23 protein-coding genes are annotated in these 23217 nt (G+C 71.8%); 10 read left to right on the forward strand and 13 right to left on the reverse strand.

The genetic code is table 11. The features are described 5' to 3' along the window. Positions 1–36 precede the first annotated feature (36 nt). Complete coding sequence (locus ABD987_RS40260) at positions 37–873, reverse strand: SAM-dependent methyltransferase (RefSeq protein ID WP_345407366.1); 837 nt, start codon at positions 871–873, stop codon at positions 37–39. A 154-nt stretch (positions 874–1027) separates the two neighbouring features. On the opposite strand from ABD987_RS40260, the gene ABD987_RS40265 reads away from it, so the two are divergent. Then, positions 1028–2491 (forward strand): aminotransferase class I/II-fold pyridoxal phosphate-dependent enzyme, encoded by a 1464-nt coding sequence (locus ABD987_RS40265; protein ID WP_345407369.1) that lies wholly within the window; start codon positions 1028–1030, stop codon positions 2489–2491. A 37-nt stretch (positions 2492–2528) separates the two neighbouring features. Here the strand turns inward: ABD987_RS40265 and katG are convergent, their stop codons facing one another. Together katG and ABD987_RS40275 are read right to left on the reverse strand one after the other, a co-directional pair. After that, positions 2529–4805, reverse strand: coding sequence for a catalase/peroxidase HPI (katG, locus tag ABD987_RS40270; RefSeq protein ID WP_345407372.1), 2277 nt, complete (start codon positions 4803–4805; stop codon positions 2529–2531). Then, positions 4802–5254, reverse strand: coding sequence for a Fur family transcriptional regulator (locus ABD987_RS40275; RefSeq protein ID WP_345407375.1), 453 nt, complete (start codon positions 5252–5254; stop codon positions 4802–4804). The genes katG and ABD987_RS40275 overlap by 4 nt, the downstream gene beginning before the upstream one ends. Before the next feature lie 417 nt (positions 5255–5671). Between ABD987_RS40275 and ABD987_RS40280 the strand changes: the two genes are divergently transcribed. Next, positions 5672–6217 carry a hemerythrin domain-containing protein gene (locus ABD987_RS40280; protein WP_345407378.1) on the forward strand — a complete coding sequence of 182 codons (546 nt, stop codon included), beginning with the start codon at positions 5672–5674 and terminating at the stop codon, positions 6215–6217. Between the two features lie 87 nt (positions 6218–6304). Here ABD987_RS40280 and ABD987_RS40285 read toward each other — a convergent pair whose 3' ends face one another. The 3 genes from ABD987_RS40285 to ABD987_RS40295 form a co-directional block, all read right to left on the reverse strand. Then, positions 6305–7120 (reverse strand): SigB/SigF/SigG family RNA polymerase sigma factor, encoded by an 816-nt coding sequence (locus tag ABD987_RS40285; protein ID WP_345407381.1) that lies wholly within the window; start codon positions 7118–7120, stop codon positions 6305–6307. Positions 7121–7360: 240 nt separating this feature from the next. Next, positions 7361–7795, reverse strand: coding sequence for a DUF6292 family protein (locus tag ABD987_RS40290; protein ID WP_345407384.1), 435 nt, complete (start codon positions 7793–7795; stop codon positions 7361–7363). 76 nt (positions 7796–7871) lie between these two features. After that, complete coding sequence (locus ABD987_RS40295) at positions 7872–8315, reverse strand: Hsp20/alpha crystallin family protein (protein ID WP_345407387.1); 444 nt, start codon at positions 8313–8315, stop codon at positions 7872–7874. Positions 8316–8420: 105 nt separating this feature from the next. Here ABD987_RS40295 and ABD987_RS40300 point away from each other — a divergent pair, with 105 nt between their 5' ends. Continuing rightward, positions 8421–9026 carry an HSP18 transcriptional regulator gene (locus tag ABD987_RS40300; RefSeq protein ID WP_345407390.1) on the forward strand — a complete coding sequence of 202 codons (606 nt, stop codon included), beginning with the start codon at positions 8421–8423 and terminating at the stop codon, positions 9024–9026. A gap of 179 nt (positions 9027–9205) precedes the next feature. On the opposite strand, the gene ABD987_RS40305 is transcribed toward ABD987_RS40300, so the two are convergent. Both ABD987_RS40305 and ABD987_RS40310 read right to left on the reverse strand, forming a co-directional pair. Continuing rightward, positions 9206–9394, reverse strand: coding sequence for a hypothetical protein (locus ABD987_RS40305; RefSeq protein ID WP_345407393.1), 189 nt, complete (start codon positions 9392–9394; stop codon positions 9206–9208). Positions 9395–9613: 219 nt separating this feature from the next. Next, positions 9614–13957, reverse strand: coding sequence for a cation-translocating P-type ATPase (locus tag ABD987_RS40310; protein ID WP_345407396.1), 4344 nt, complete (start codon positions 13955–13957; stop codon positions 9614–9616). Positions 13958–14091: 134 nt separating this feature from the next. Here ABD987_RS40310 and ABD987_RS40315 point away from each other — a divergent pair, with 134 nt between their 5' ends. Next, positions 14092–14712, forward strand: a complete 621-nt coding sequence (locus ABD987_RS40315; RefSeq protein ID WP_345407399.1) for a flavodoxin family protein — start codon at positions 14092–14094, stop codon at positions 14710–14712. A 10-nt stretch (positions 14713–14722) separates the two neighbouring features. On the opposite strand, the gene ABD987_RS40320 is transcribed toward ABD987_RS40315, so the two are convergent. The 4 genes from ABD987_RS40320 to ABD987_RS40335 form a co-directional block, all read right to left on the reverse strand. Continuing rightward, entirely contained in the window at positions 14723–15577 is an 855-nt protein-coding gene (locus ABD987_RS40320; RefSeq protein WP_345407402.1) for an SDR family oxidoreductase, read from the reverse strand. Positions 15578–15631: 54 nt separating this feature from the next. Then, the gene (locus ABD987_RS40325) at positions 15632–16921 is read right to left on the reverse strand and encodes an ATP-grasp domain-containing protein (protein WP_345407405.1); all 1290 of its coding nucleotides are present in this window, start codon (positions 16919–16921) and stop codon (positions 15632–15634) included. Positions 16922–16945: 24 nt separating this feature from the next. Beyond that, positions 16946–17140, reverse strand: a complete 195-nt coding sequence (locus ABD987_RS40330) for a DUF2795 domain-containing protein (protein WP_345407408.1) — start codon at positions 17138–17140, stop codon at positions 16946–16948. Between the two features lie 275 nt (positions 17141–17415). Continuing rightward, positions 17416–17778 carry an STAS domain-containing protein gene (locus tag ABD987_RS40335; RefSeq protein WP_345407411.1) on the reverse strand — a complete coding sequence of 121 codons (363 nt, stop codon included), beginning with the start codon at positions 17776–17778 and terminating at the stop codon, positions 17416–17418. 305 nt (positions 17779–18083) lie between these two features. On the opposite strand from ABD987_RS40335, the gene ABD987_RS40340 reads away from it, so the two are divergent. The 5 genes from ABD987_RS40340 (at position 18084) to ABD987_RS40360 (ending at position 21463) form a co-directional block, all read left to right on the forward strand. Then, positions 18084–19244: a cytochrome P450 gene (locus tag ABD987_RS40340; protein ID WP_345407414.1), complete on the forward strand. Its 1161-nt coding sequence runs from the start codon at positions 18084–18086 to the stop codon at positions 19242–19244. 73 nt (positions 19245–19317) lie between these two features. Next, entirely contained in the window at positions 19318–19782 is a 465-nt protein-coding gene (locus ABD987_RS40345; RefSeq protein WP_345407417.1) for an SRPBCC family protein, read from the forward strand. A 112-nt stretch (positions 19783–19894) separates the two neighbouring features. Next, positions 19895–20350 (forward strand): VOC family protein, encoded by a 456-nt coding sequence (locus ABD987_RS40350; protein WP_345407420.1) that lies wholly within the window; start codon positions 19895–19897, stop codon positions 20348–20350. Between the two features lie 59 nt (positions 20351–20409). Continuing rightward, entirely contained in the window at positions 20410–20976 is a 567-nt protein-coding gene (locus ABD987_RS40355) for a hemerythrin domain-containing protein (protein WP_345407423.1), read from the forward strand. A 301-nt stretch (positions 20977–21277) separates the two neighbouring features. Next, on the forward strand, positions 21278–21463 hold the full coding sequence (locus ABD987_RS40360; protein ID WP_345407426.1) for a hypothetical protein: 186 nt from the start codon (positions 21278–21280) through the stop codon (positions 21461–21463). A 35-nt stretch (positions 21464–21498) separates the two neighbouring features. Here ABD987_RS40360 and ABD987_RS40365 read toward each other — a convergent pair whose 3' ends face one another. Beyond that, the gene (locus ABD987_RS40365) at positions 21499–22578 is read right to left on the reverse strand and encodes a Ppx/GppA family phosphatase (RefSeq protein ID WP_345407429.1); all 1080 of its coding nucleotides are present in this window, start codon (positions 22576–22578) and stop codon (positions 21499–21501) included. Positions 22579–22809: 231 nt separating this feature from the next. Between ABD987_RS40365 and ABD987_RS40370 the strand changes: the two genes are divergently transcribed. Next, entirely contained in the window at positions 22810–23142 is a 333-nt protein-coding gene (locus ABD987_RS40370) for a DUF6292 family protein (RefSeq protein ID WP_345407432.1), read from the forward strand. Positions 23143–23217: the final 75 nt, after the last annotated feature.

The raw sequence follows: 23217 nt of genomic DNA on the forward strand, positions 1-23217 counted from the left end.
GGCCCGGTCGTGCGAGGCCCCGTTGCCCGGGGAATCTCAGGGTTTCCGCGCGACCACGCCGGCCATCAACCGCTGCGCCACGTTCGGCGGGCGCAGGGACGGGCCGTCGGGCCACCAGTCGAGGAGCCGGACGATGCCCGGCTCGACCAGGTCCAGCCCACGCACCAGCTCGGCGATCTCCTGCTCGGTGCGTGCGGTGACGCCACCGAGCGAACCGCGCTTGACCGCGGTCTCGAAGGCCGCCATCGCCTCGTGATCGCCCTCGTCGCGAGGATCGAGCAGGTGCGAGATCGCCACGTACGAACCCGGCGGCAGCGCGTCGACGTACTCGCGGGTGATCTCGGCCGCCCGGTCCCGGGCCCCCTTGTAGTGATGCAGCGTGGCCACGAACAACACCGCGATCGGCCGTGACCAGTCCAGGTGCTTCCGCACCAGGTCGTCGCCAAGGATGGACTCCGGCGCAAAGATGTCGCCGGCGACGAAGCGGGTGTGCTCGTTCTCCTCCAGCAGGGCCCGCCCGTGGGCGACCACGACCGGGTCGTTGTCGACGTAGACGACCTTGCTCAACGGGTCCGTGCGCTGCACGACCTGGTGGACGTTCTCGGCGGTCGGCAGGCCGGAGCCGCAGTCCAGGTACTGGGTGATCCCGGCGCGCTCGGCCAGGAACCGGCACAGGCGGATGAGGAAGCGCCGGTTCTCGATCGCGAGATCGGCGACCTCCGGCATCACCCCGCGAAGCCGGTCGAGCTCGTCGCGGTCGACCTGGTAGTGGTCCTTGCCCCCGAGGACGTAGTCGTACATCCGCGCGACGCTGGCTCTCGTCGGGTCGACCCCGACCGGCGTGTTCGGATCGGCGTCCAGCCCCGACGACATCGTCACTACCTCCTGTCCACGGCCAACGGCCCCACCCAGGGTAGTCGCCCGAACGGACCGGGTGAACGCGCGTCCCGCGCCCCGCGTCGGTCACCGTCCGTGTCGTCTTTCGCGCGAAGACGTTTCGCCGGGCCCGAACCGGCTATCCGCCGGTATGGATCACAGCAGGGCACCGGTTCTCGACGCGTTGCGCGACTACCGCGATCAGGGCATCGTGCCGTTCACCGCACCCGGGCACAAACAGGGCCGTGGCGTCGACCCTCGGGTGCTGGACGTGCTCGGGCGCGGGGTGTTCGACTCCGACGTCATCGCGCTCAACGGGCTCGACGACCGGTTGATGCGCACCGGAGTCCTCGCCGAGGCACAACGCCTGATGGCCGACGCGGTCGGCGCGGAGCACACCTTCTTCTCCACCTGCGGGAGCTCCCTGTCGGTCAAGAGCGCCATGCTCGCCGCCGCCGGCCCGCACGAAAAGCTGCTGCTTCCCCGCCACGTGCACAAATCCGTGGTGTCCGGGCTGATCATCAGCGGCGTCGAACCGGTGTGGGTGAGCCCGCGCTGGGATCCCGTCCAGCGGCTCACCCATCCGCCGGGGCCGCGGGAGTTCGCCGACGCGGCCGACCGGGAACCCGGTGTCAAGGGCGTGCTCATGGTCAGCCCCACCGACTACGGGACCGCCGGGGACATCCGCGCCGTGGCCGAGGTCGCGCACGACCGGGGCATCCCGCTGATCGTGGACGAGGCATGGGGCGCGCACCTGCCCTTCCACCCCGACCTCCCGGCGTGGGCGATGAACGCGGGCGCCGACGTGTGCATCACCAGCGTGCACAAGATGGGCGCCGCCGTCGAACAGAGCTCGGTGTTCCACCTGCGCGGCGACCTCGTCGACCCCGCCGTGCTCAAGGCCTGCGAAGACCTCCTCGGCACCACCAGCCCCAGTTCTTTGGTCTACGCCTCGCTGGACGGCTGGCGGCGGCAGATGGCCCAGCACGGGACCGACCTGCTCGGGGCCGCCCTCGCACTGGTCGCCGACGTCCGGAAGACGCTCGCCGCCCAGGACGGGCTCACCGTGCTGCACGACGAGTTCCTCGGCCCCGGCCTGGCGCACTCGGTGGACCCGCTCAAAGTCACCGTCGACGTCCAGCACCTCGGGATCAGCGGCTACCAGGCGGCGGACTGGCTACGCGAACAACGACACGTCACCGTCGGGCTGTCCGATCACCGCCGGATCGTCGCGCACTTCACCCACGCCGACACCGAGGAGAGCGCCACCACGCTGACCGACGCGCTGACCGCTCTCGTCGAGCGGGCCCCGGAATTCCCCGTGCCACCACCGGTCGAGATCCCCGAACCGGGCCGGTTCGAGTTGCACACCGCGATGTCGCCCCGCGACGCGTTCTTCGGCCCCGCCGAACACGTCCCCGTCGAGCGGGCACCGGGCCGGATCTGCGCGGAGATGATCACCCCCTACCCGCCGGGCGCGCCCGCGGTACTGCCCGGCGAGCTGCTCACCCGGCCGATCCTGGACTACCTGCGCAGCGGGCTGGCCGCGGGCATGGAACTGCCCGACCCCGCCGACGCCCGCCTGGACACCGTCCGGGTCGTCGCCGCGACCTGACCGCCCGTGGTCCGGCCGGGCCCACGGGCGGGACGGGTCAGCCGAGGTCGAACCGGTCGAGTTCCATGACCTTGGTCCAGGCCGCGACGAAGTCGGTCACGAACCTTTCCCTGGCGGCCTGGCCGGCGTAGACCTCGGCCAGTGCACGCAGCTGGGAGTTCGATCCGAAGACCAGATCGACCGCGGTGGCCGTCCACCGCACCTCGTCGGTGGCCGCGTCGCGGATCTCGTACACGTTCTCCTCGGACTCCGACGCCTTCCACCGCGTGCCCGGGGAGAGCAGGTTGGTGAAGAAGTCGTTGGTGAGGACGCCGGGCCGGTCGGTGAGGACACCGTGCCGGGCACCGCCGAAATTGGCGCCGAGGGAGCGCAGCCCGCCGACGAGGACGGTCATCTCGGGCGCGGTCAGGTCGAGCAGGTAGGCACGGTCGACGAGCAGCACCTCCGGCTGGAGCTTTTCCCCGGGCCGCAGGTAGTTGCGGAACCCGTCGGCGCGCGGCTCGAGGACGGAGAACGAGTCGACGTCGGTCTGTTCCTGGGTGGCGTCGGTGCGGCCGGGACGGAAGGGCACGGTCACCTCGACGCCGGCGTCCCGTGCGGCCTTCTCGACGGCGGCGGAGCCGGCCAGCACGATCAGGTCGGCGAGCGAGATCTTCGCGCCACCGCTCTCGTCGAACTCACGTCGCACGGCTTCGAGCCGGTCCAGGACCGGCGCGAGCTGTGCCGGCTCGTTGACCTCCCAGCCGCGCTGCGGTTCGAGCCGGATCCGCGCTCCGTTGGCACCACCGCGTTTGTCGGTGGACCGGAAGCTCGCGGCGGCCGCCCACGCGGTGGAGATCAGCTGGGCGGGCGTCAGGCCGGCTTCGAGTACCTTCGCCTTCAGCGCCGCGATTTCCGGGTCTCCCACGAGCTCGTGGGAGACGTCCGGCACCGGGTCCTGCCACAGCTGCGGCTCCGGCACCCACGGCCCCAGAAACCGGCTCACCGGGCCCATGTCGCGGTGCAGCAGCTTGTACCACGCCTTGGCGAAGGCCAGCGCGAACTCGTCGGGATTTTCCATGAAGTGACGGGAAATCGGCCCGTAGACCGGGTCGAAGCGCAGCGCGAGGTCGGTGGTGAGCATGGTCGGCCGGTGTTTCCGGCCCGGGTCGTAGGGGTCCGGGATGATCTCGGGGGCGTCCTTGGCGACGTACTGCTTGGCGCCGCCGGGACTGGTGGTGAGTTCCCACTCGTAACCGAAGAGGATCTCGAAGAAGCGGTTGCTCCACTCCGTCGGCCGGTCGGTCCAGGTCACCTCGATGCCGCTGGTGATCGCGTCCGCGCCCGCACCGCTGCCGTGCGTACTCGCCCAGCCGAGCCCCTGCGCCTCCAGCGGGGCGGCCTCGGGTTCCGGGCCCACGTGGTCGTCCGCGACGCCGGCGCCGTGCGTCTTGCCGAAGGTGTGACCACCGGCGATCAGCGCGACGGTCTCCTCGTCGTTCATCGCCATCCTGGCGAAGGTTTCCCGGATGAAGTGCGCCGCCGCCCTGTAGTCCGCGCCACCACGGGGTCCCTCGGGGTTGACGTAGATCAGGCCCATCTCGGTCGCCCCGAGTTCGGGCACCATCTCCGAATCGGTGACGTAGCGCTCGTCGCCGAGCCAGTCGTCCTCCGGCCCCCAGAAGATCTCCTCGGGCTCCCAGGTGTCCTCCCTGCCGAACGCGAAACCGAAGGTCTCGAAGCCCATCGACTCCAGTGCCACGTTCCCGGCCAGCACGATCAGGTCGGCCCACGAGATCTTCTGGCCGTACTTTTCCTTGACCGGCCACAGCAACCGGCGCGCCTTGTCGAGGTTCGCGTTGTCGGGCCAGCTGTTGAGTGGCGCGAAACGCTGGGCCCCGTCGCCCGCGCCGCCGCGGCCGTCGGAGATCCGGTAGGTCCCCGCGGCGTGCCAGCTCATCCGGATCATCAGGCCGCCGTAGTGGCCGAAGTCGGCGGGCCACCAGTCCTGCGAGGTGGTGAGCACTTCGACGAGGTCACGCTTGAGCGCGTCGACGTCGAGCGTGGCGAACTCCTTGGCATAGCTGAAGTTCTCCCCCAGCGGATTGCTCTTCGGCGAGTGGGCGCGCAGCACCGAAAGGTCGAGCTGGTTGGGCCACCAGTCCCGGTTCGTGCGCGGACGGCCGCCCGTACTGGCGGTCGGTGAATCGATCGCCGGGTTCTCACTCTCGCTACCGTGCGCGGTCACCGAATCGTGCGCGACCGGGCATCCGGCCGCTGCCTTCCGGTCGACTCCCTGCGCGTCGGAGGGAACGTTGTCCTGGGTGTCGCTCATCTGCTTGCCTTCCGGGCCGGCGGATCGTTGCGGTGGGATTCGGCCGTGCAGCGGGGGCAGCTGCCCCAAAAGACGACCTCCGCCTCGTCGATCACGTAACCGTGGTCGTCCGAAGCGGTGAGACAGGGAGCGTGGCCGGCGACGCGGTCGACATCCGCGATCGCGCCGCAGGAACGGCACACGACGTGGTGGTGGTCGTCCCCCACCCGGGACTCGTAGCGGGCGTTGGCACCGGCCGGCTGGATACGCCGCACCAGACCGGCGTCGGTGAGCGCGCGCAGCACATCGTAGATCGCCTGGTGGGACACCGTGGGCAGATCGGCCCGCACCAGTGCGATCACGGTCTCGGTGTCGACGTGCGGATGGTCACGGAGCGCGGCGAGCACGGCCACCCGGGGCTGAGTCACGCGCAGCGAGACCGCGCGCAGCCGCGTCTCGAAGTCGGACATCGCACTCCACCGTAAGACGCTCGTCGGGAACCGGTCAAATCGCGGCGGAAACGCCGAGTGCCGCGCCACGGCGGTTTTCCCATACGGACCCTCGGCACTCCTCGACGATTTACGGCCGCCGGGAAAAGCCCGCAATTCCGGGCTCCCCGCGGGCACGGTGCCGGAATTCCTCCGTTCCGGCGAAATATCCCCACCGGCCGCGCCGTCGCGGTCCACGACGTGACCTTCGCGGGACATCCATCCGGGCCTCGCCGCGGGCATGATCGCCCTGAGTGTCGCGTTCGGCCGCGGCACCATCGCGCGGGTCGCTCGCCGAGAAACGTCCACCGTGCCCGGAAGCGACCATGGCGTCCGGATGCTTGACGGGCCGGACACGGGGTATCCCGGGGTGAGAATTCGCCCAGAAAGGAGTCCTAGGTGAACGTCGATGTCGTCGAACTGATCACCGAAGATCACCGCGAGGTCGAGCGGTTGTTCGAAGAACTGAAGTCAGCGCCCCGGAAACGGCCGCTCCTGGTTCCGGTGCTCGCCGCGCTGCTGACCGCGCACAGCAGGGCGGAGGAGGCGGAGGTCTATCCGGTGGCCAGAACCGAAGCGGGTGAGGCCGACGAAGTGGCGCACGGCCAGGAAGAACACGCCCAGGCCGAACGGCTGCTGGCCCGGCTCGTCGAAACCGACCACGATTCGGACCGGTTCGACAAGGTCCTGAAGGAACTCGTCGAGGCGGTCACCCATCATGTCGAGGAGGAGGAATCGACCGTCCTTCCCCGGATGCGGGAACACCTCGACGACCGGCGCCGCGCCGAGCTGGGCCGGGTGTTCGCCGCCAGCCGTGCGCGGCACCTTGGCGACCGGCCCGGCGAAGCGGGCAAACCGGAACTGCTGGCCCAGGCACGCAACGCCGGGGTGAGCGGGGCTTCGGCGATGACGAAGGAGGAACTCGCCGAACAACTGCGGCAGTAGGCCCGGGACGCCACTGAAATCCACTGTGGACGATCAGGGGCGGGGCCAGGGTGACCGCCGTGTCACCGGACCCCGCCCCGCCGTGCTTCAGGAGATTTCCTCCTCCTCGGGAGGTTCGTCGGTGGTGAGCTGCTCCCGCAGGGTCCGGAGCGTCTGGGCGAGCAGCCGGGACACGTGCATCTGGGACAGGCCGACACGTTCGGCGATCTGCGTCTGGGTCATGCCGCCGAAGAACCGCATGGTGAGAATCCGGCGCTCGCGTTCGGGCAGCCGGCGCAGGAGCGGTTTGAGCGCCTCCCTGTTCTCGATCCGATCCAGGCCCGGATCGTCCTCGCCCGCCGTGTCGGCCAGGGTGATGGTGCCGGTGTCGTCCTGGGTGGGACGGTCGATCGACGTGGTCTGGTAGGCGTTTCCGGCGAGCAGGGCCTCGGCGACCTCGTCGATCTCGAGACCGAGGTGATCGGCGAGTTCCCGCGCGGTGGGCGCGCGCCCGAACCGCTGGGCCAGCCGCGTGGAGGCCTGGTTGAGGCTCAGGTGAAGTTCCTTCAGTCGCCGGGGAACCCGCACCGACCAGGTGTTGTCGCGAAAGTGCCGACGCACCTCGCCCATCACGGTGGGGACGGCGAAGGAGAGGAAATCGGCCCCTCGGGCGGGGTCGAACCGGTCCACGGCGTTGATCAGGCCGAGCCGTGCGACCTGGAGCAGATCGTCGGAAGGCTCGTGACGGCGGGCGAAACGGCGCGCGATGTGCTCGGCCAGTGGCAGGTGCTCCTCGATGAGGCGACGGCGAAGGCGGGCATGCTCGTCGGTGTCCTCGGCGAGACGGCTGATCTCGTCGAACAGTGCGTCACAGTGCCGGTAGGCGTCGCTGTGCCTGGCGCGGGTGACGGTCGCCGCGGTCATACTCAATCATCCTCCCGTCAAACGAAGGGTCAGGACCAGAGCCACGAAAAAGTCTGTCCACTATGGACCTCAGGCCGAACGGGGCGGCGCCGCGCGGGAAAGCGTGACGCCACCGGGGTTTCGCGGTGCGGCCGGACTTCCATGACGATGAGGTACCCAACGCGCGGCGTGATCAATCAGACGGTGTCCGACCGGGTGCCGGTCCGACCGGACACCCTGCCGGAGTTCCGCGTGTCCGCCTCAGGTCGCGCGCCGGGCCCGGAGCACGGCATGGAGATCGGCGAACCCGCCCGCGGAGCGGATGACCGGCGGGTCGAGACGGCCGACCCGGTGGTCGTCCTCGCGCAGCGCGGCGACGAACCGGGCGACCCGCGCGGGCGGCGGCGCGACGGTGGTGCCGCCGAGGTAGCGGAGCACGATGAGGTCTTCACCCGAATGGGTTTCGATCGCGGCGGACCAGCCGCGGACCTCGTCCCACAGCAGCGCGACGTCGCGGCCGGGATAGCCGGGCAGGTGCCCGTCGAGGGCGACGTAGGCGGAGAGCGGGGTGTCCTGGTCGATGGTGCAGGACTCCAGGCCGATCCCGAGTGCTTCCGTGACGTCGGCGAGGTAGGCGCGGAGCTCGGCGACGACGGGGTGTGGGTGGCCGGTCGGGACGGACAGCGATGCGGTCACGGGTACGGAGTGCCTTTCGTGCGGAGCCGGCGGTGTGGGGGACGGCGGCGCCGTCCCCCACACGAGACGAGGAAGGTCAGGCCTTGATCTCTTTCCGGTCGGGCGGGGTACCGGTGATCTCGATCCGCCGGGGCTTGGCCTTCTCCGCGATCGGGATGCGCAGGGTCAGCACCCCCGCCTCGTAGCGGGCGGCGATGTGTTCGGTGTCGAGGGTGTCCCCGAGGAACAGCTGCCGGGAGAAGACGCCGAGTGGCCGCTCGGCGACCTGCATCTGCACGTCGTCGCCACCGGGCGAGGGCCGCCGTTCCGCCTTGACGGTGAGCACGTCGCGCTCGATGTCGAGCTCGATGGCCTCGGGCATGACGCCGGGCAGGTCGAAGCAGACGACGAACTCGTCACCGGCGCGGTAGGCGTCCATGGGCATCGCGGCCGGTTTGGACCAGGTCCCGTGCGGCGCGGCGCCGAGCATCTGCTGGGCGAACCGGTCCAGCTCACGGAAGGGGTCAGTGCGCATCAACATCGATTCCACCTCCGAAGTTCCGACGATCTGTGGTGTCAACACGCACTACTGTTCTAACATGTCATCGAAAGGATGACAACCATCTAGTCGTCGAAAGGATGACACATGACGGACGCTGCGCGAGCGGTCGAGGGCGTGCACGAGGCACTGGTGGCCGCCCGTGCCGGTGACGTGCCCGCCGAACGGCTCCTGGCCGCCCTGGCCGCGTTGCGGGCGGTGCGGGAGCAGCTCGGCGCCTGGGAACCGGAGCTGATCGCCGCGGCCCGCGCCGGCGGCGCCAGCTGGGCGGCGCTCGCGCCCGCGCTCGGGGTGGCGAGCAGGCAGGCCGCCGAGCGGCGGTTCCTGCGGCTGCGCCCCTCGGCGACCGGGGAAACGACCGGGGAGGCACGCGTCGACGCCGAACGCGACCGGCGCGCGGGCGACCGCGCGGTGGCGGACTGGGCGCGGCGCAACTCGGCGGTCCTGCGGCAGCTGGCCGGTCAGGTCAGCGCGCTGGACGGCTTCGACGCGGCGGGCCGGGAGAGCGCCGCCCGGCTCGGCGCGGCACTCGGCGAGGAGGACGTCAGCAGCCTGCTGCCCCCGCTGGCCGCGATCCGCGCGCACCTCGCGCGTGACCACGCGGGGCTGGCCGACCGGCTCGGCGCCATCGGCGAGCACACCGACCGGCTGCGTCGCGAGGCGGCGGGCAACCGCCGCGACCGCGCGCTCTGACGGCGGGGTCAACGGGGACATTGTGGACGGAGCACTCGAAGTCCCTGGTACCAAACGACAATCGCCGGAGCAGACCGTTCCGGACGAAAGGGCGGGGGCGTGCCTTCGGTAGGCGGGACGCGAAAGCGCGAGGCGCGCTCGCGGCGTCACCTCGCGCTTTCACCGTTTTCCCCAGCGGACTAGTCACCTTCGGACGAGCGGCGTGACTGTTCACGGCTCGCCGCCGGGCCGGTGAGCCCGCCGAGGTGATCGTTGACACGGCTCGTGAGCCGATCCAGCTCATCGAGCAACTGCCGGAGCGAGCGATAAGCGGTTCCGGCCGGACCGCTGCTCTTCTCCGGTCGCGCGCCGGGGTCCAGCACTGTCATTGTCGTCACCACCTCGTGCTTCGCTTGGCTACCCGTGACAGGAGTGTTCCCCTTCGGCCCCGCCGGGAAACGTCCGTGTTCCGGGAACGCGGCCCTGAGTGGCTCAGGCCACCGCCACTCGGTGTCCCAGCGGCAGCCACCCGGCACGGATGAGCCGTACCGGCACGCGCGGATCTCCGGTGGTTCCCGAGCAGCGTGCCGGGAACCGGGCGTAGCGGGTCAGCGCGACGACGACTCGCCGAACCGGCTCGCGCATTTCCCGGCGAACCCGCCGCCGGACGCCCGTTCCGGTGCGGACTGTTCGGTGGATTCCCCCGCCGGGAGCAGCAGGGAGGACAGCGCACCCGCGCCCACTCCGCAGCCGACGCCCGCCCAGCCGAGCGGGCCGAGCGGCGTGCAGCCGAAGAACCCGCTGACCCCGGGCGTCTGCACGATCGCGGCGAGCGCGAGCGCCGAACCCACCGCGGTCCCGGCCACCAGCGGGCTGTGCCACCGGCCGCGCAGGGTCTGCGCCAGCTGGGTGCCGACCAGGCCGCACAGGGCCATCGTGCTGGTGCGGCGGGCCGTGCCCGGTGTCACCCTGCCGAGCAGCCACGCCGTGGTGGCGCCGATGCCGGTGGTGACCCCGCGCACGGTGATGTCGCGGGTCAGCGAGCCGCCGAGCCCGGCGGCCGGTTCGCGTTCCTCCTCGTCCGGGCGGGTCACCGCGACCGCCATCGCGGGGAACAGGTCGGTCAGCAGGTTCACCAGCAGCAGCTGCCGGGTGCCCAGTGGCGAGTCGCCGGAGAGCAGCGTGCCCAGCACGGAGAAGCCCACCTCCCCCGCGTTCCCGCCCACCAGGATGACGACCGCGTCGGACACGCTCCGCCACAGCGACCTCCCCTCGGCCACGGCCTCCAGCAGCACCGTCAGGTCGTCCTCGGTCAGCGCGAGGTCCGCGGCGGTGCGCGCGGCCGTCGAGGAACGGGCCCGCACCCCGACGCCGACGTCGGCCGCCCGGATCGCCGCGGCGTCGTTGGTCCCGTCGCCGACCATCGCGGTGACCCGGCCCGCCTCCCGCAACGCCTCGACCACCTGGAGCTTCTGCTCCGGCGCGACACGCGCGATCACCCCGGCCCCGCCCAGCGCGGCCGCGCGCCGCGTCCGGTCGAGCCCGGCGAGCCGGTCACCGGTGAGCACCGCGGTGTCCTCCGGCCAGCCCAGCGACTTCGCGATCGCCAGCGCGGTGTGCGGATGGTCGCCGGTCAGCATCACCGGGGTGACGCCCACGTCGCGCAGGCCGCCGACGAGCGGCGCGGCGGTTTCCCTCGGGGTGTCGGACAGCCCGACGAAGCCGAGGAAATCAAGGCCGGTCAAGACCTTTTCGTCGTTCCCGTTGCCGAGCACGGGCGCCTCGCCGGTGATCTCCCTGGCGGCCACCGCGATCACCCGCAGCCCGGCGTCCGCCAGCGATTCCTCCGCCCCGGCGACGTCCCGCCCCGCTCGGCAGGCGGGCAGTACCGTCTCCGGCGCGCCCTTGACCACGAGCGTCGTGCGCCCGGTTTCGTCCCTGCCGACGGCCGCGGAGTACCCCCGGCTGGCCTCGAACGGCTGACCGTCCACTTCGGACCATCCGGGGTCCGGCCCCGCCGCGTCGAGCACGGCCCGGTCGGTGGCGTGGGCGTGCGCGGCGGGACCACCGTCCGCGCCGGGGCAGGCCCGCGCGGCGGCGGTCAGCGCCGGTGCGCCGTCGTGGGTCTCCACCGGCTCACCGTCCGAAGTGGTCACGACGGCGACCCGCAGGCGGTTCTGGGTGAGGGTTCCGGTCTTGTCGAAGCACACCACGTCCAGCCGGCCGAGTGCCTCCAGCGCACGCGGGGTGCGCACGAGAACGCCGAACCGGGACAGGCGCCGCGCGGCCGCGCGCTGCGCGACGGTGGCGACCAGCGGCAGTCCCTCCGGCACCGCTGCCACCGCGATCGCCACGCCCCCGGCGACCGCCCGGCGCAGCGGCCGGCCCCGGACGGCCGAGAGCCCGGTCACCAGCGCGCCGCCGAGCAGGGTCAGCGGCAGCGCCCGGCGGGTGAGGTGGTGCAGCCGGGCCTGGATCCCGGCCGCGCCGGGCGCCCGCGCGGCGAGTCCGGCCGCGCGCCCGGACACCGTCCGCTCCCCTGTCGCCACCACGATGGCCCTGCCCTCCCCGCCGACCACGGTGGTCCCGGCGAACACCAGGCAGGAACGTTCCGCCACCGGGGCGCCCGGCGCCGGATCGAGCCCCTTGGTCACCGGCAGGGATTCCCCGGTCAGCGCGGACTCGTCGACCTCCAGATCGGCGAGGTCGCACAACCGCGCGTCGGCGGGCACGACGTCGCCGGTGCGGACCTCGATCACGTCACCGGGCACCAGCTCGCGCGCGTCCGTGGTGACCGTCCCGGACTTCGCCGCGAGCACCTTGCGGGCCTTTTGCCGTTCGTCCTCGCGAAGCTTGGCCAGCGCACGCCTGCCACGGAACCGCTGCGTGCCGCCGACGAGGGCGTTGAGCCCCATGGCCGCGGCGACCAGCCCGGCGTCGACCGGCGAGCCGACCACCGCCGAGGCCACCGCGCCCAGCGCGAGCACCGGGGTGAGCGGGTCGTCGAGTTCGGCGGCGACGTCGGCGGCCAGGCCCGCGCCCACCCGGGCCGGGGCGGCCACCGGGTGGTCCGCGAGCGCCTTGGCCCGCGCGCGGACCCGGCGTGCCGCCGCGTCCAGCGGTGTCGGCGGGGCGCTGTTCTCCCGCAGCCGGGCGGTGACCTCTTCGACGCTCAGCTCGTGCCACGCGATCCGGGGCCGGGGCGCGGGCGGCCGGATCACCGCGGTCCGCAGCGCCGAACCCCACCCCAGTGCCAGCCCGCCGATCCCGCCGAGCGCCACCGGATCCAGCCGGGGCAGCCGCGGCAGCAGCGGACGGCGCCGCCGCCCGCTCCCGGCCATCAGCGCGAGTCCGCCGATCACCGCGCTGGCCGTCGCGAGCCCGGTCGCCCGGCGGCCGTTCCCGCGGGCCGCGGCCGCCGCGACCAGTACCCGCCACACCCCGGCGAGCCCGTGCCGCGCGAGCAGATCCGCTCCCCACAGGACCGGTGCCCCGCGGTCGGCGAGCGCGACGCAGACGTCCCCGGCGAGCAGGCCCGCGACCTCGTCCGAGCCGGGCCGCGCCGCGGCGGAGGGACGCGCGACCGTGAGCACGACGCGGCCCGCGTCCCGCAGGTGGGAAACCAGCTCGCAGAACGACTCTTCACTGTCCGAAGAGGACGATGGGAGGACGTCGTCGGCGAGCGCGGCGTATTCGCCGAGGCGTTCGCCCGCGCCCGCGCCGAAGACCACGACCCGCGCTTCCAGGCCACGGGCGGCCTCGAACACCGCTTCGGCATACGGGTCCAGCCCCGCTTCGTCGCACAGCGCGCTCAGGTGCAGGACCACGGTGTCGACCGCGTCCAAGGACTTGACCCGGTCCGGGGCACGGACGAGAACACCCTCGCGCGCCAGTGCGAGCCCCATCGCCGAGTGGAACGCCGTGTGCGCGTACCGCGCGGGCAGCGGGGAAACCGCGAGGGCGGCGTTCGCGGCCTTGCCGAGGTCACGGGTCAGCACCAGTTCGGCCAGTGTGCCGAGCAGCCCGCCGCGCACGGCGCCACCGGCGTAGTCCTCGACCGGCACCTGGACGCGTCGCGCGTCCGGCGTGACCCCCAGGCTCGGCCGGTCCGGCGCGCACAGCTCGTCGTGCGCGGCGTCGAAGGCCATCGCCCTGGCGACCGCCTCCGCGAGCTGACCGGTGCGCAGCACCGCGTCCAGGGCGAGCTCGGCCGGTTCCTGGCTCAGCCCGCGCACCGCTGCGTTCGCGGCCGCCCGGGTCAGTTCCGCCGTGTACCAGCCGAAACGCTCGTTCAGCACCGCGCGCGCCGCGGGGTGCTCCCGTGCCGAGCTCACCACCGCGCGGATCCATTCGTGGGCCCGGCGCGCCCGCATCGCCCTGGTCCCGAGCGCGATCCCCAGGCCGGCCCCGTCCATGACCAGCGCCAGCACGGCGGTGCGCACACCCGAGACGTCGCCCGGATGCGCCGGGCCCGCCTCCACCGGCTCCGCCGGTGCCAGCCCGTGCCGCCCAGCCCGGTCCCCGATCCATCCGGTGACCTCGTCCGCGACCGCGTCCTCGGCCAGGTGCGCCACGACACTGCCCAGTCCCGCGTCCCAGTAGGCACCGGCAACCGTCGCGAGCGCGGCGGCCTCGGCCGCCAGCGCGCGCCCCGCGCCCGGCGTCACCGGGCCCTCGGACTCGCCGGGGCGCACCGGCACCTGCACCCGCCGGCCCGCCTGCCAGACGGGCGAGCGGGCGCCGCCCGCGTTCTGGGCCACGCGTCCCGCGCGCACCGCAGTGTGCGCGAGTGTCCGCGCCGTCTCGCCGGCCTTCCTGGCCGAGCGGGCGACGAGTTCGTCGACGACCGGCGCGGCCGCGGCCGCCGTCCTCGTGGCCAGGACGGGCCCGGTCAACGCCGCGATCAGCCCGAACCGCCCGCCCTCTCGCAACACCGTGCCAAAACTCTTCACCCGCTCCGGTGTTCCCCTCGAGTGTCCACTCGAAACCTCACCCCGGTCGGCTCGCCGTCCGCCTCTGTCGTCCTCTGTGGACACTCGGGGAGCCGTCGAGTTTCGCCATGCGGAGAAAGGGAAACCGTCCGGACATGACGAAATCGAGGACTCCCCTGCGCGCGCTGGCCCTGGTCTGCACCCTCAAGCCCTCGCCGGCGCCCTCCAGCAGCCAGCTCATCGCCAGGCAACTGCTCGACCGGCTCGCGGAGCACGGCGCCACCGGCGAGCTCGTGCGCGTGGTGGACCACAACGTCCGGCCCGGGGTGGAGGCCGACATGGGCGAGGGCGACGCGTGGCCGATGCTGCGCGAAAAGGTCGCCGCCGCCGACATCCTCGTGCTGTCCACCCCGACCTGGCTGGGGCACGCCTCCAGCGTCGCCCAGCGGGTCCTGGAACGGCTCGACGCCGAGCTGTCCGAGACCGACGCCGAGGGGAGACCCGCGATGTTCGGCAAGGTCGCCATGGTCGCCGCGGTCGGGAACGAGGACGGCGCGCACAAGATCATCGCCGATCTGTTCCAGGCGCTGGACGACATCGGGTTCACCCTCCCCGCCCAGGGCGCCAGCTACTGGAACGGCGAGGCGATGAAACCGGGCGACTACCAGGACCTCGACGAGACCCCGGACGCGGTGGTCTCCACCCACGCGACCGCGGCCCGCAACGCCGTCCACCTGGCCCGGCTCCTGCGGGAGAGCCCGTACCCGGCGCCCTGATCCGCGCGGCTCAGCCCGGGGTGGTCTCGCCGCCGAGCGCGGCGATGACCTCGCCGCTGTAGTACGAGGAAAGCCGGTTCGAGGCCAGGAAGACGTACGAAGGCGCGAGGTCGTCGGGATGCGCGGCCCGCCGGAACGGGACCTGGAGACCGAACTTCTCGACCTTCTCCGGCGGGAAGGTGGACGGGATCAGCGGTGTCCACACCGGACCCGGCGCCACGCAGTTCACCCGGACCCCGCGCTCGGCCAGCGCCTGCGCCATCGCGTAGGTCCACGCGTGGATCGCGCCCTTGGTCGCGGAGTAGTCGATCAGGGACTTGTTGCCCCGCAGTCCGTTCACCGATCCGGTGTTGATGATCGCCGCGCCCTCGCGCAGATGCGGGAGCGCCGCCGCGGTCACCCGGAAGTAGCTGTGGATGTTGACGTCGAAGGTGCGCATCCACTGCTCCTCGGTCAGGTCCTCCGGCTTGTCCACCGGCCACTGCGTCGCCGCGTTGTTGACCAGGATGTCCAGGCCGTGCAGCTGCCGCACGGTCTGCTCGACCACGTCGCGGCAGTGCGGCCCGCCTGCCAGGTCGCCGGGCAGCAGCAGGCACTGGCGGCCCTCGGCCCGGACCCGGTGCGCGGTGGCCTCCGCGTCCTCGTGTTCGTCGAGGTAGGCGATCGCGATGTCCGCGCCCTCCTTGGCGAAGGCGATCGCCACCGCCCTGCCGATCCCCGAGTCCCCGCCGGTGATCAGCGCGCGCAGGCCGCGCAGCAGTCCCCTGCCCTCGTAGTCGGCCATCGTGTCCCGCGGCCTCGGGTCCATCCCCTCGGTGGTGCCCGGCGGCCGTTGCTGTTGCGGCGGGCGGATCTTCTCGGCCATCGTTTACTCCCTTCGTACGGATCAGACAAGACGGCAGCGAGGTCACCGCCGCGTTCACGGCTCCTCTCCGGTCTCGGCGAACTCGAACCGCAGCGCCTCGACGCAGCGGTCGTACTTCTGGCACATCTCCTCCTCCGTCGTCCCGGCGACGTACAGGTGGGCCAGTTCGAAGCTGTGGCCGTCCTGCTCGGGCAGGTCGAACAGCCGCTGGCCCTCGGCGGGGACGATCTCGATCCGGACCCCGGGGGTCCGGTTCTGGATCGTGGCGATCTCGGCCTCGGTCGGGACCCGGGTGACGAGACCGTCGGCGAACCGGCGCAGGTACCACTTCCCGGCGATCTCGAACGGGCCGCGGCGACGGCGCCGCCGCGGGTTCTCCCCGAGGCCGAGGCGGACCATGATCTCGTGGTTGGCCACCCCGTCGACGAACTCGAACAGCTCGGCTTGCGACTGCGAGTGCCGCGGGTTGATCTCCAGCAGGCAGACCTGGCCGGAAACGGGGTGGCAGAAGAACTCGATGCCGAAGGTCGCGTTGTCGTACCCGATCCGCCGCATCACCGTCTCGGCGATCTCCTGCATCCGCCGCACCGAATCCTCCGGCAGGCGGGACGGGTACTGGTGCCGCAGGAACGACGAACACTCCGGGTAGGTGACCGAGTCCAGCGTGCCGTAGACGACCACCTCGCCGTCGTACACGTACCCCTCGACCGCCGCCCGCACGCCGTGCAGCGCCTCCTCCGCGAGGCACGCGGCGCCCCCGGCGCCGGCGACCTTCGCGGGCAGCTCGACCTGGTTAAGCACGTAGTCGAACGGCTCGCCGACCCGGCCCGCTCCCGCCCGGATCTCCCGGACCGCCTGGTCGAACTCCTCCGGTCCGTCCACTTTGAACGCGAGCTCGGAGGAGAACGACTTCACCGGCTTCAGCCACATCGGGAAGCCGAGCCCGGGCGGCGGTTCCGGCCGTTCACGGTCGAGGTCGACGAGGCCGAAATCCGGCAGCTCGTCGATCACCTCCCGTTGTTCCAGCCTGCTCCAGTACCTGTGCTCGCACTTCAGCACCGCTTCCAGCGAAACACTCGGCAGCCCGTAGTGGCGGCACAGCATCGGCACCATCGACGCCGCCGGGAAACCCCAGTACGTCACGATGGCGCCGATTTCGCCGTCGAAGCCGTCCAAAATGGACTTCGCCTTCTGTATCAGGTCACCGATCGAGATTTCGCCGTGCCCCAACTCCTCGGGTGAGAGCAGTTCGTGGAACCGGTAGGCACCCGCCCACGGCAGGCGTTCGAGCAGCTGTCTGTTCTCCTCGTCGAGCCCGATGACGAAGATGTCCGTCTCGCTCATGACCCCGCCTCCCGGCCCGCCCGCTCAGCTGTCTCCCCCGATTTCCGCGCTGACCCCGCTCGGCCCCTCGTACATGCGGTCCGGCAGGCCACGCAACGCTTCGAGGGTCGGCGCGTCCGCGCCGTTGTGCTCGGCCGCGCGCACCAGGCCATCCCGTGTCTGCGGGTAGTCCACCCCGGACAGATACCGCTGGATCCGGATCGGATTCGCCTTGTTCATCCCGCCTCCTCGCTCGCCATCGGGTCATGCGGCCGGTTTACCCTTGCCACGCCTCGGCAAACCCGGGCCGCGAGTCGGCACGGTCGAGCGGGCCCGCGTAGCGGCGCGTGGCCGCGTCGAGACCGGTGATTCCGAGGGATCCGGTCCCCGGCGCCGTGGCCTCGGCGAAACGCCGCTACGCGGTGTGGGTGAAGGCCGGGGTTTCCGGGCAGCAGCGCTCCGGGGCCACGGGTGGATCGACACCGTGGTCCCGGCGGACGAGCGCCGGTGGCCCGCTACGCGGCGAGGGCCTCGGTCCGGCAGGAGTACACGTCGAGCAGGCTTCTCGCGCCGGTCACCGCGAACGCGCGCGCCACCGGACGTCGCAGGGGTCCGAAGACCCGGAACTCGGCGTCGTCCTCCCTGGCCCGCCGCCGCGCGGCGAACAGGCTGGACAGCCCCGCGCTGCCGATGAACGTCAGATCCGTCAGGTCGGCCAGCACCAGGCAGGGCGCGGGCGGCTCCAAACTCACGGAAACGGCTTTCGCCACGGACGGGACCCCGGACAGGTCCAGTTCCCCGGACAGGGTCAGCTCGACGGTCCGGCCGGAGGCACGATCGGTCACCACGGTGAACGGTTCGAAGTTCGGTAACGACATGGGTGCTCGCATCCTCGTCTGCGTATACCGGGACGCGAGGCACACCGGGAATGGCGCAGGCCGAGCGTCCGCTGGGGGAACTCGCGGATTCGGCTGCTTCTCAACCGGCACTTCCGACCGTAGAGCGTCCCCGGGGTATGCACAAGCGATACCGGGAAGAAATAACCAGCTCGAGGCAGTCCATGTCCCATAGCAACACTCGGTAGTCAATCTGCCTGCCCCGGCCAGAAGTCCACTGTGGACAGTTGTGATGGCCGATACGCTGGGCCGACCATCCTTGAGCCAGGCACTTCGAGGGAGAACCCGTGGGCGATCGCAAGGTGGCACGAGGCGACACCGAGGTCGGCTGCCCGGTCAGCCGGGACGCGAACGGCACGTGGCGGATCACCGGCTACTCCGCCGCCCGCGCGGTGCTTCGCGCCGCCGGCACCGTACAGGCAGGACTGGGCATCGAAACCGTGGACAAGATGCCGTCCCGTATCCGGCGGCCCGTCCTCTACCGCGACGGGCAGGAACATCGCGAACACCGCAGGCAGACCGCCCGTTTCTTCGCCCCGCGTCGCGTCGACGAGGCCTACCGCGGCGTCATGGAACGGGTCGCGGACGCCCAGCTCGCCCGCCTGCGTACGACCGGTTCGGCGGACCTGGGCGATCTCGGCTTCGAGCTGGCGATCGAGGTGACCTCCGCCGTGCTCGGCCTGACCGAGAGCAGGCCCGGCATCCGGCGCCGCCTGGAGTACTTCTTCCCGGAAAGGTTCGGCCGTCCGGGATTCACCAGCCTCCACGGGCTCCACTGGGTCTTCCGGCAGCTCACGGGCTGGTCGAGGATCTACTTCAACGACGTCCGCCCCGCGGTCCGGGCCCGAAAACACCGGCGCCGCGACGATCTGATCTCCCATCTGCTCGACGAGGGATGCAAGGACACGGAGATCCTCGGCGAATGCCTCACCTTCGCCGCCGCGGGCATGGTCACGACCCGCGAGTTCGTCGTACTGGCGGCCTGGCATCTGTTCACCGACGACGCGCTGCGCGCGAAGTACCGCGCCTCCGCCGAGCCGGAACGGCTGGCGATCCTGCACGAACTGCTCCGGCTGGAACCGGTCATCGCCCAGCTGCGCCGCCGCACCACGGCCGAGATCCACCTGGACGGCACTGTCCTGCCGAAGGACGCCCTGGTCCACATCCAGATCGACACCGCCAACCTCGACCCCGCCATGGTCGGCGACCGGCCGCTCGACCTCCGTCCCGGCCGCACCACGGCCGACGGTGTCACCGGCGCCGGTCTCGCCTTCGGCGACGGTCCCCACAAATGCCCCGGCTCCCCCGTCGCGATTCTCGAAACCGACATCTTTCTCCGCAAACTCCTTGCCGTCGAAGGGATTCACCTGGCCACGCCGCCTCGGGTCACGTTCAAGGAGGACATCGCCGCGTACGAACTGCGGGGCCTGCGCGTGGCCGTCGCCTGAGCCGGCGCGCCGTTTCACGAGACCTTCGCCGGGTATCCGACAGCGTGGAGATCCACTACGAAGAGGGAGATTCATGAGCACTGTCACCGAATCGGTCGACGTGGACGTGGACGTGACCACCGTGTACAACCAATGGACGCAGTTCGAATCCTTCCCGCAGTTCATGTCCGGCGTCGAAGACGTGCGCCAGCTGGACGACACGCACACCCACTGGCGGATCGCCGTCGGAGGCGCGCACCGGGAGTTCGACGCGACCATCACCGAACAGCACCCCGACGAACGCGTCGCCTGGCGATCGGACTCCGGGCCCCGGCACGCCGGGGTGGTCACCTTCCACCGGCTGGACGACCGGCACACCCGCGTGACCGCGCAGCTGGAGATCGACCCCGAAGGATTCGTGGAGAACGTCGCGGACAAAACCGGCGCCCTCGACCTGCGGGTCAAGGGGGACCTCACCCGGTTCAAGGCGTTCATCGAGCAGCGGGGCGGCCAGGAGACCGGGGCCTGGCGCGGCGACGTCGAGCGGCCGGGGCGCTGAGCCCACCCGTGTGCGGCACGCGGCGGGGCGGCCGGGCGGCCGCCCCGCCCGGACCGTCTCCGTTCGGCCCACCGCTCATGGGACCGCAGACGGGGACGGCTTATCCGGGCCAATGCCTGGCGGAGCCCGTGATCGCCCGCCGCCCCGACTCGAAAGGCAAAAAATCGTGCTACGACTGGGTTTTCCCGTGATCGGCGTGACCGACCTCGACCGCGCGACGGCCTTCTGGACCGCCGCGCTGGATCTGGCCGCCACCGAGGAGTGGGCGAGCGACACCTGGCGGACACTGGCCCGCGCCGACGGGTCCGGCCGGGTACTCGGGCTGATGCGCAGCGAGTCCCCCGCCCCGTCCCACCCGCGTATCCACCTCGACCTGTTCGTCGACACCACGGCCGAGCAGGAGGCCGAGATCGCCCGGCTGACGGGCCTGGGCGCCGAAAAGGTGGACTGGGACCGGTATCCGCCGGATCCCGACTTCGTCGTGCTGTCCGATCCGGAGGGCAACGTGTTCTGCGTGGTCGATCTGAGCCGCGCGCCCTCCGGCGGCGGCCCGGCCGCCATCCCGTGATTCGGCGTCCACGCGGCGGGTACCCCGGGAGTTCCGAACCGACGAACGCGGGAGCGTTGATGACCACCACACGACACGACACCGACCTGGTATCCGTGATCACCGAGGACCACCGCGCGGTCGAGCGGGTGTTCACCGAACTCGAAGCGGGCGACACGGGCCCCGAACGGCGCAAGGATCTCACCGATCACGTCATCGCCGAGCTCGTCCGGCATTCGGTCGCCGAAGAGCAGTTCATGTACCCCGCCGCCAGGAAGCACCTGCCGGACGGGGACGCGGTGGCCGACCACGAGATCGCCGAGCACGCCGAGGCGGAACGGGTGATGAAGGACCTCGAAGGCAGGCAGCCCGACGATCCCCGGTTCGAGGAACTCCTCGGCAAGCTCATCACCGACGTCCGCCACCACGTCGACGAGGAGGAGACGGACCTCCTGCCGAAGCTGCAGGCCGCCTGCTCGCCGGAGGAACTGCGCGACCTGGGCGAGAAGGTCCTGCGGGCCAAGAAGATCGCGCCCACCCGGCCGCACCCCGCCGCGCCCGACCGCCCGCCGGCGAACCTGATCCTCGCGCCGGGCACCGCGTTCGTCGACAAGATCCGCGACGCGCTCACCCGCCGGGAGACCTGAGCCCTCGTCCGGACTCCGGCCCGGCCGCCGACCTCCCCGGCGGCCGGGCCGGCGCGCGTCCACACCGTCACAACCGGAGCCACCCGGCGGCCGGCGGCGGGACGCCCCCGCCCTCTTCGAGGTCCGGGGTCTTCGCGGGGTCCGGGTCCGGTGGTCCAGCGGTCATGCCTGCTCTCCGTGGGTCTCGTCGTCCGGTTTCTCCCGGCGTACCCGGGCCCGGCGGCGATATACCTCTCCCGATGGTGTCGGCGAAGGTCATCGCGGGTACTCCCCTGGTACCGACACGGAGGAGGGAGCGACCATGCGGGAACTGCGTTCGTCACCGGACCTCGTCCTGGACGGCGAGGACAGCCCGGAGCAGGCGGAGATCCGGCGCAGGGCGGCACTGGCGGTGTCGTCCCGCGCGCACGACGCCGAGGACTGCGCCCTGCTGCTCGACATGCTCGGGCTCCACGAGGCGAAGACCCCGCGCAGCGGGGCGGCCTGACCCCGTCGGGCACGCCGGGTCAGGCTCCCTCGGCGCTATCCGTCCTCCCGGCCGGACGCCCGCTCCTCCGGGGTACCGGCACTCTCCACAGTGGACGGACCGGGCTCGGTGGCACCGTGCGCGGTGGGCAGGCGGCGGACCGTGGCGCTGGGCCGGCGGGCCAGCGGTTGCAGCGGCAGCGCCGCGGTGTCCGCGACGTCCTCCAGGTGCCGCAGCAGGATGCCCTCCCGCAGCGCCCACGGGCAGACCTCCACCGAGGTCACGTCCAGCGCGGTCAGCGTGGCCTCGGCCACCACCGCCCCCGCCACGATCTGCCGGGCCCGCGAGCGCGACACGCCGCGGAACCGGGCCCGCTCCGCCGCCGGCACGGCCGCGAGCTTCGTGAGCTGTTTCCGCAGGTCGGCCAGTTTCAGCTCCCGCCGCGCGAACGGTCCCTTGCGCTGGGGCGGCGCACCGGCGAGCCGGGCCAGCTGCTTGAACGTCTTCGACGTCACGACCACGCGCCGGGGGCCGCCCTCCCAGCGCAGCCGGTCGAGCACCTCCGACAACGTCTCCCGCGCCCGTTTCCGCACGGCCTTCAGCTGCCGGGGCGGCGGCGGGTCCTCGGTCAGCAGCTCGCGGGTCATCCGCCCGGCGCCCACCGGGAGCGAGACGGCCAGTTCGGGTTCGACGTCCCGGCCCAGCGCCAGCTCCATCGACCCGCCGCCGATGTCGACGAGCAGCAGGCGTCCCGCCGACCATCCGTACCAGCGGCGCGCCGCGAAGTAGGTCAGTCCCGCCTCGTCCTCGCCCGACAGGAACTGGGGACGGACACCGGCCTCCGCCTCGACCCGGTCGATGACCGCGTCCCGGTTCGCCGCGTCCCGCACCGCCGCGGTGACGAACGGGTACAGGTGGTCGACACCGAGCCGGACCGCCGCGTCGACCGCGCGGCCGACCGCCCCGGCCACCCGGTCGATCCCGGTCGCGCTCAAGGTCCCGTCCGGCAGGAGTTCCTCCGCGAGCAAGGTCGGCTCCTTCACCGCGTGCGCGGGCAGCGGCGGCGCCCCCGAGGACGCGTCCACCACCTGAAGCTGAGCGGAGTTCGACCCGATGTCCAATACGGCAAGTCTCATGAAACCGGGGTACCCCGTTCCGGGGACGCCACACCTCGGTGTCCACAAAGGACTCCGGTTGACCCGGCCCCGGCCGGGTACCCCTCCGGCGAAGAGCAGGCCGGAGAAGGGAACACCATGGCCGCGAAGACACGAAGGGCCGTGGTGGTCACCGCCGAGAGCGGCCGGGCTGGACGCGAGGACCTCGAGGCCTACGCCGTCACCCGCTGACCGCGGGAGAAGGAACCCCTCATGAAACCCGATTTCGACTTCCCGAGCGCGATGACGTTGCGTGGTTACGTGGAATCCGTGGCGACCGAACTCGGCGTCGAACCGGCCGCCACCTGGAGCGAGTACGGGCCGCCGTCGTCCGCCTACGTCGCACTCGCCGACCGCGCGCCACGCTATCCGCACCGGCTGCTCATGCTCAGCTGGACGAGCACCGACGGCTGGGCGCTGGCGCTGGAACCGCAGCGCGCCGAAGAACCCGTCGTCCTCGCGCACTGGCGCGACTCCGTCTACCTCGCGCCCGGCACCCTCGCCACCCTCGTGCACGAAGCCCTCGGACGCCAGGAAAAGCGCTGACCCGTCATGACCACTCGTCGACGCGGAAGCCGCGCTCGCCGACACCGGGAAGTGCTGGGCGCTGATCACCCTTCA

Source organism: Amycolatopsis samaneae (genome assembly GCF_039541975.1).
Taxonomy (GTDB): Bacteria; Actinomycetota; Actinomycetes; order Mycobacteriales; family Pseudonocardiaceae; genus Amycolatopsis; species Amycolatopsis samaneae.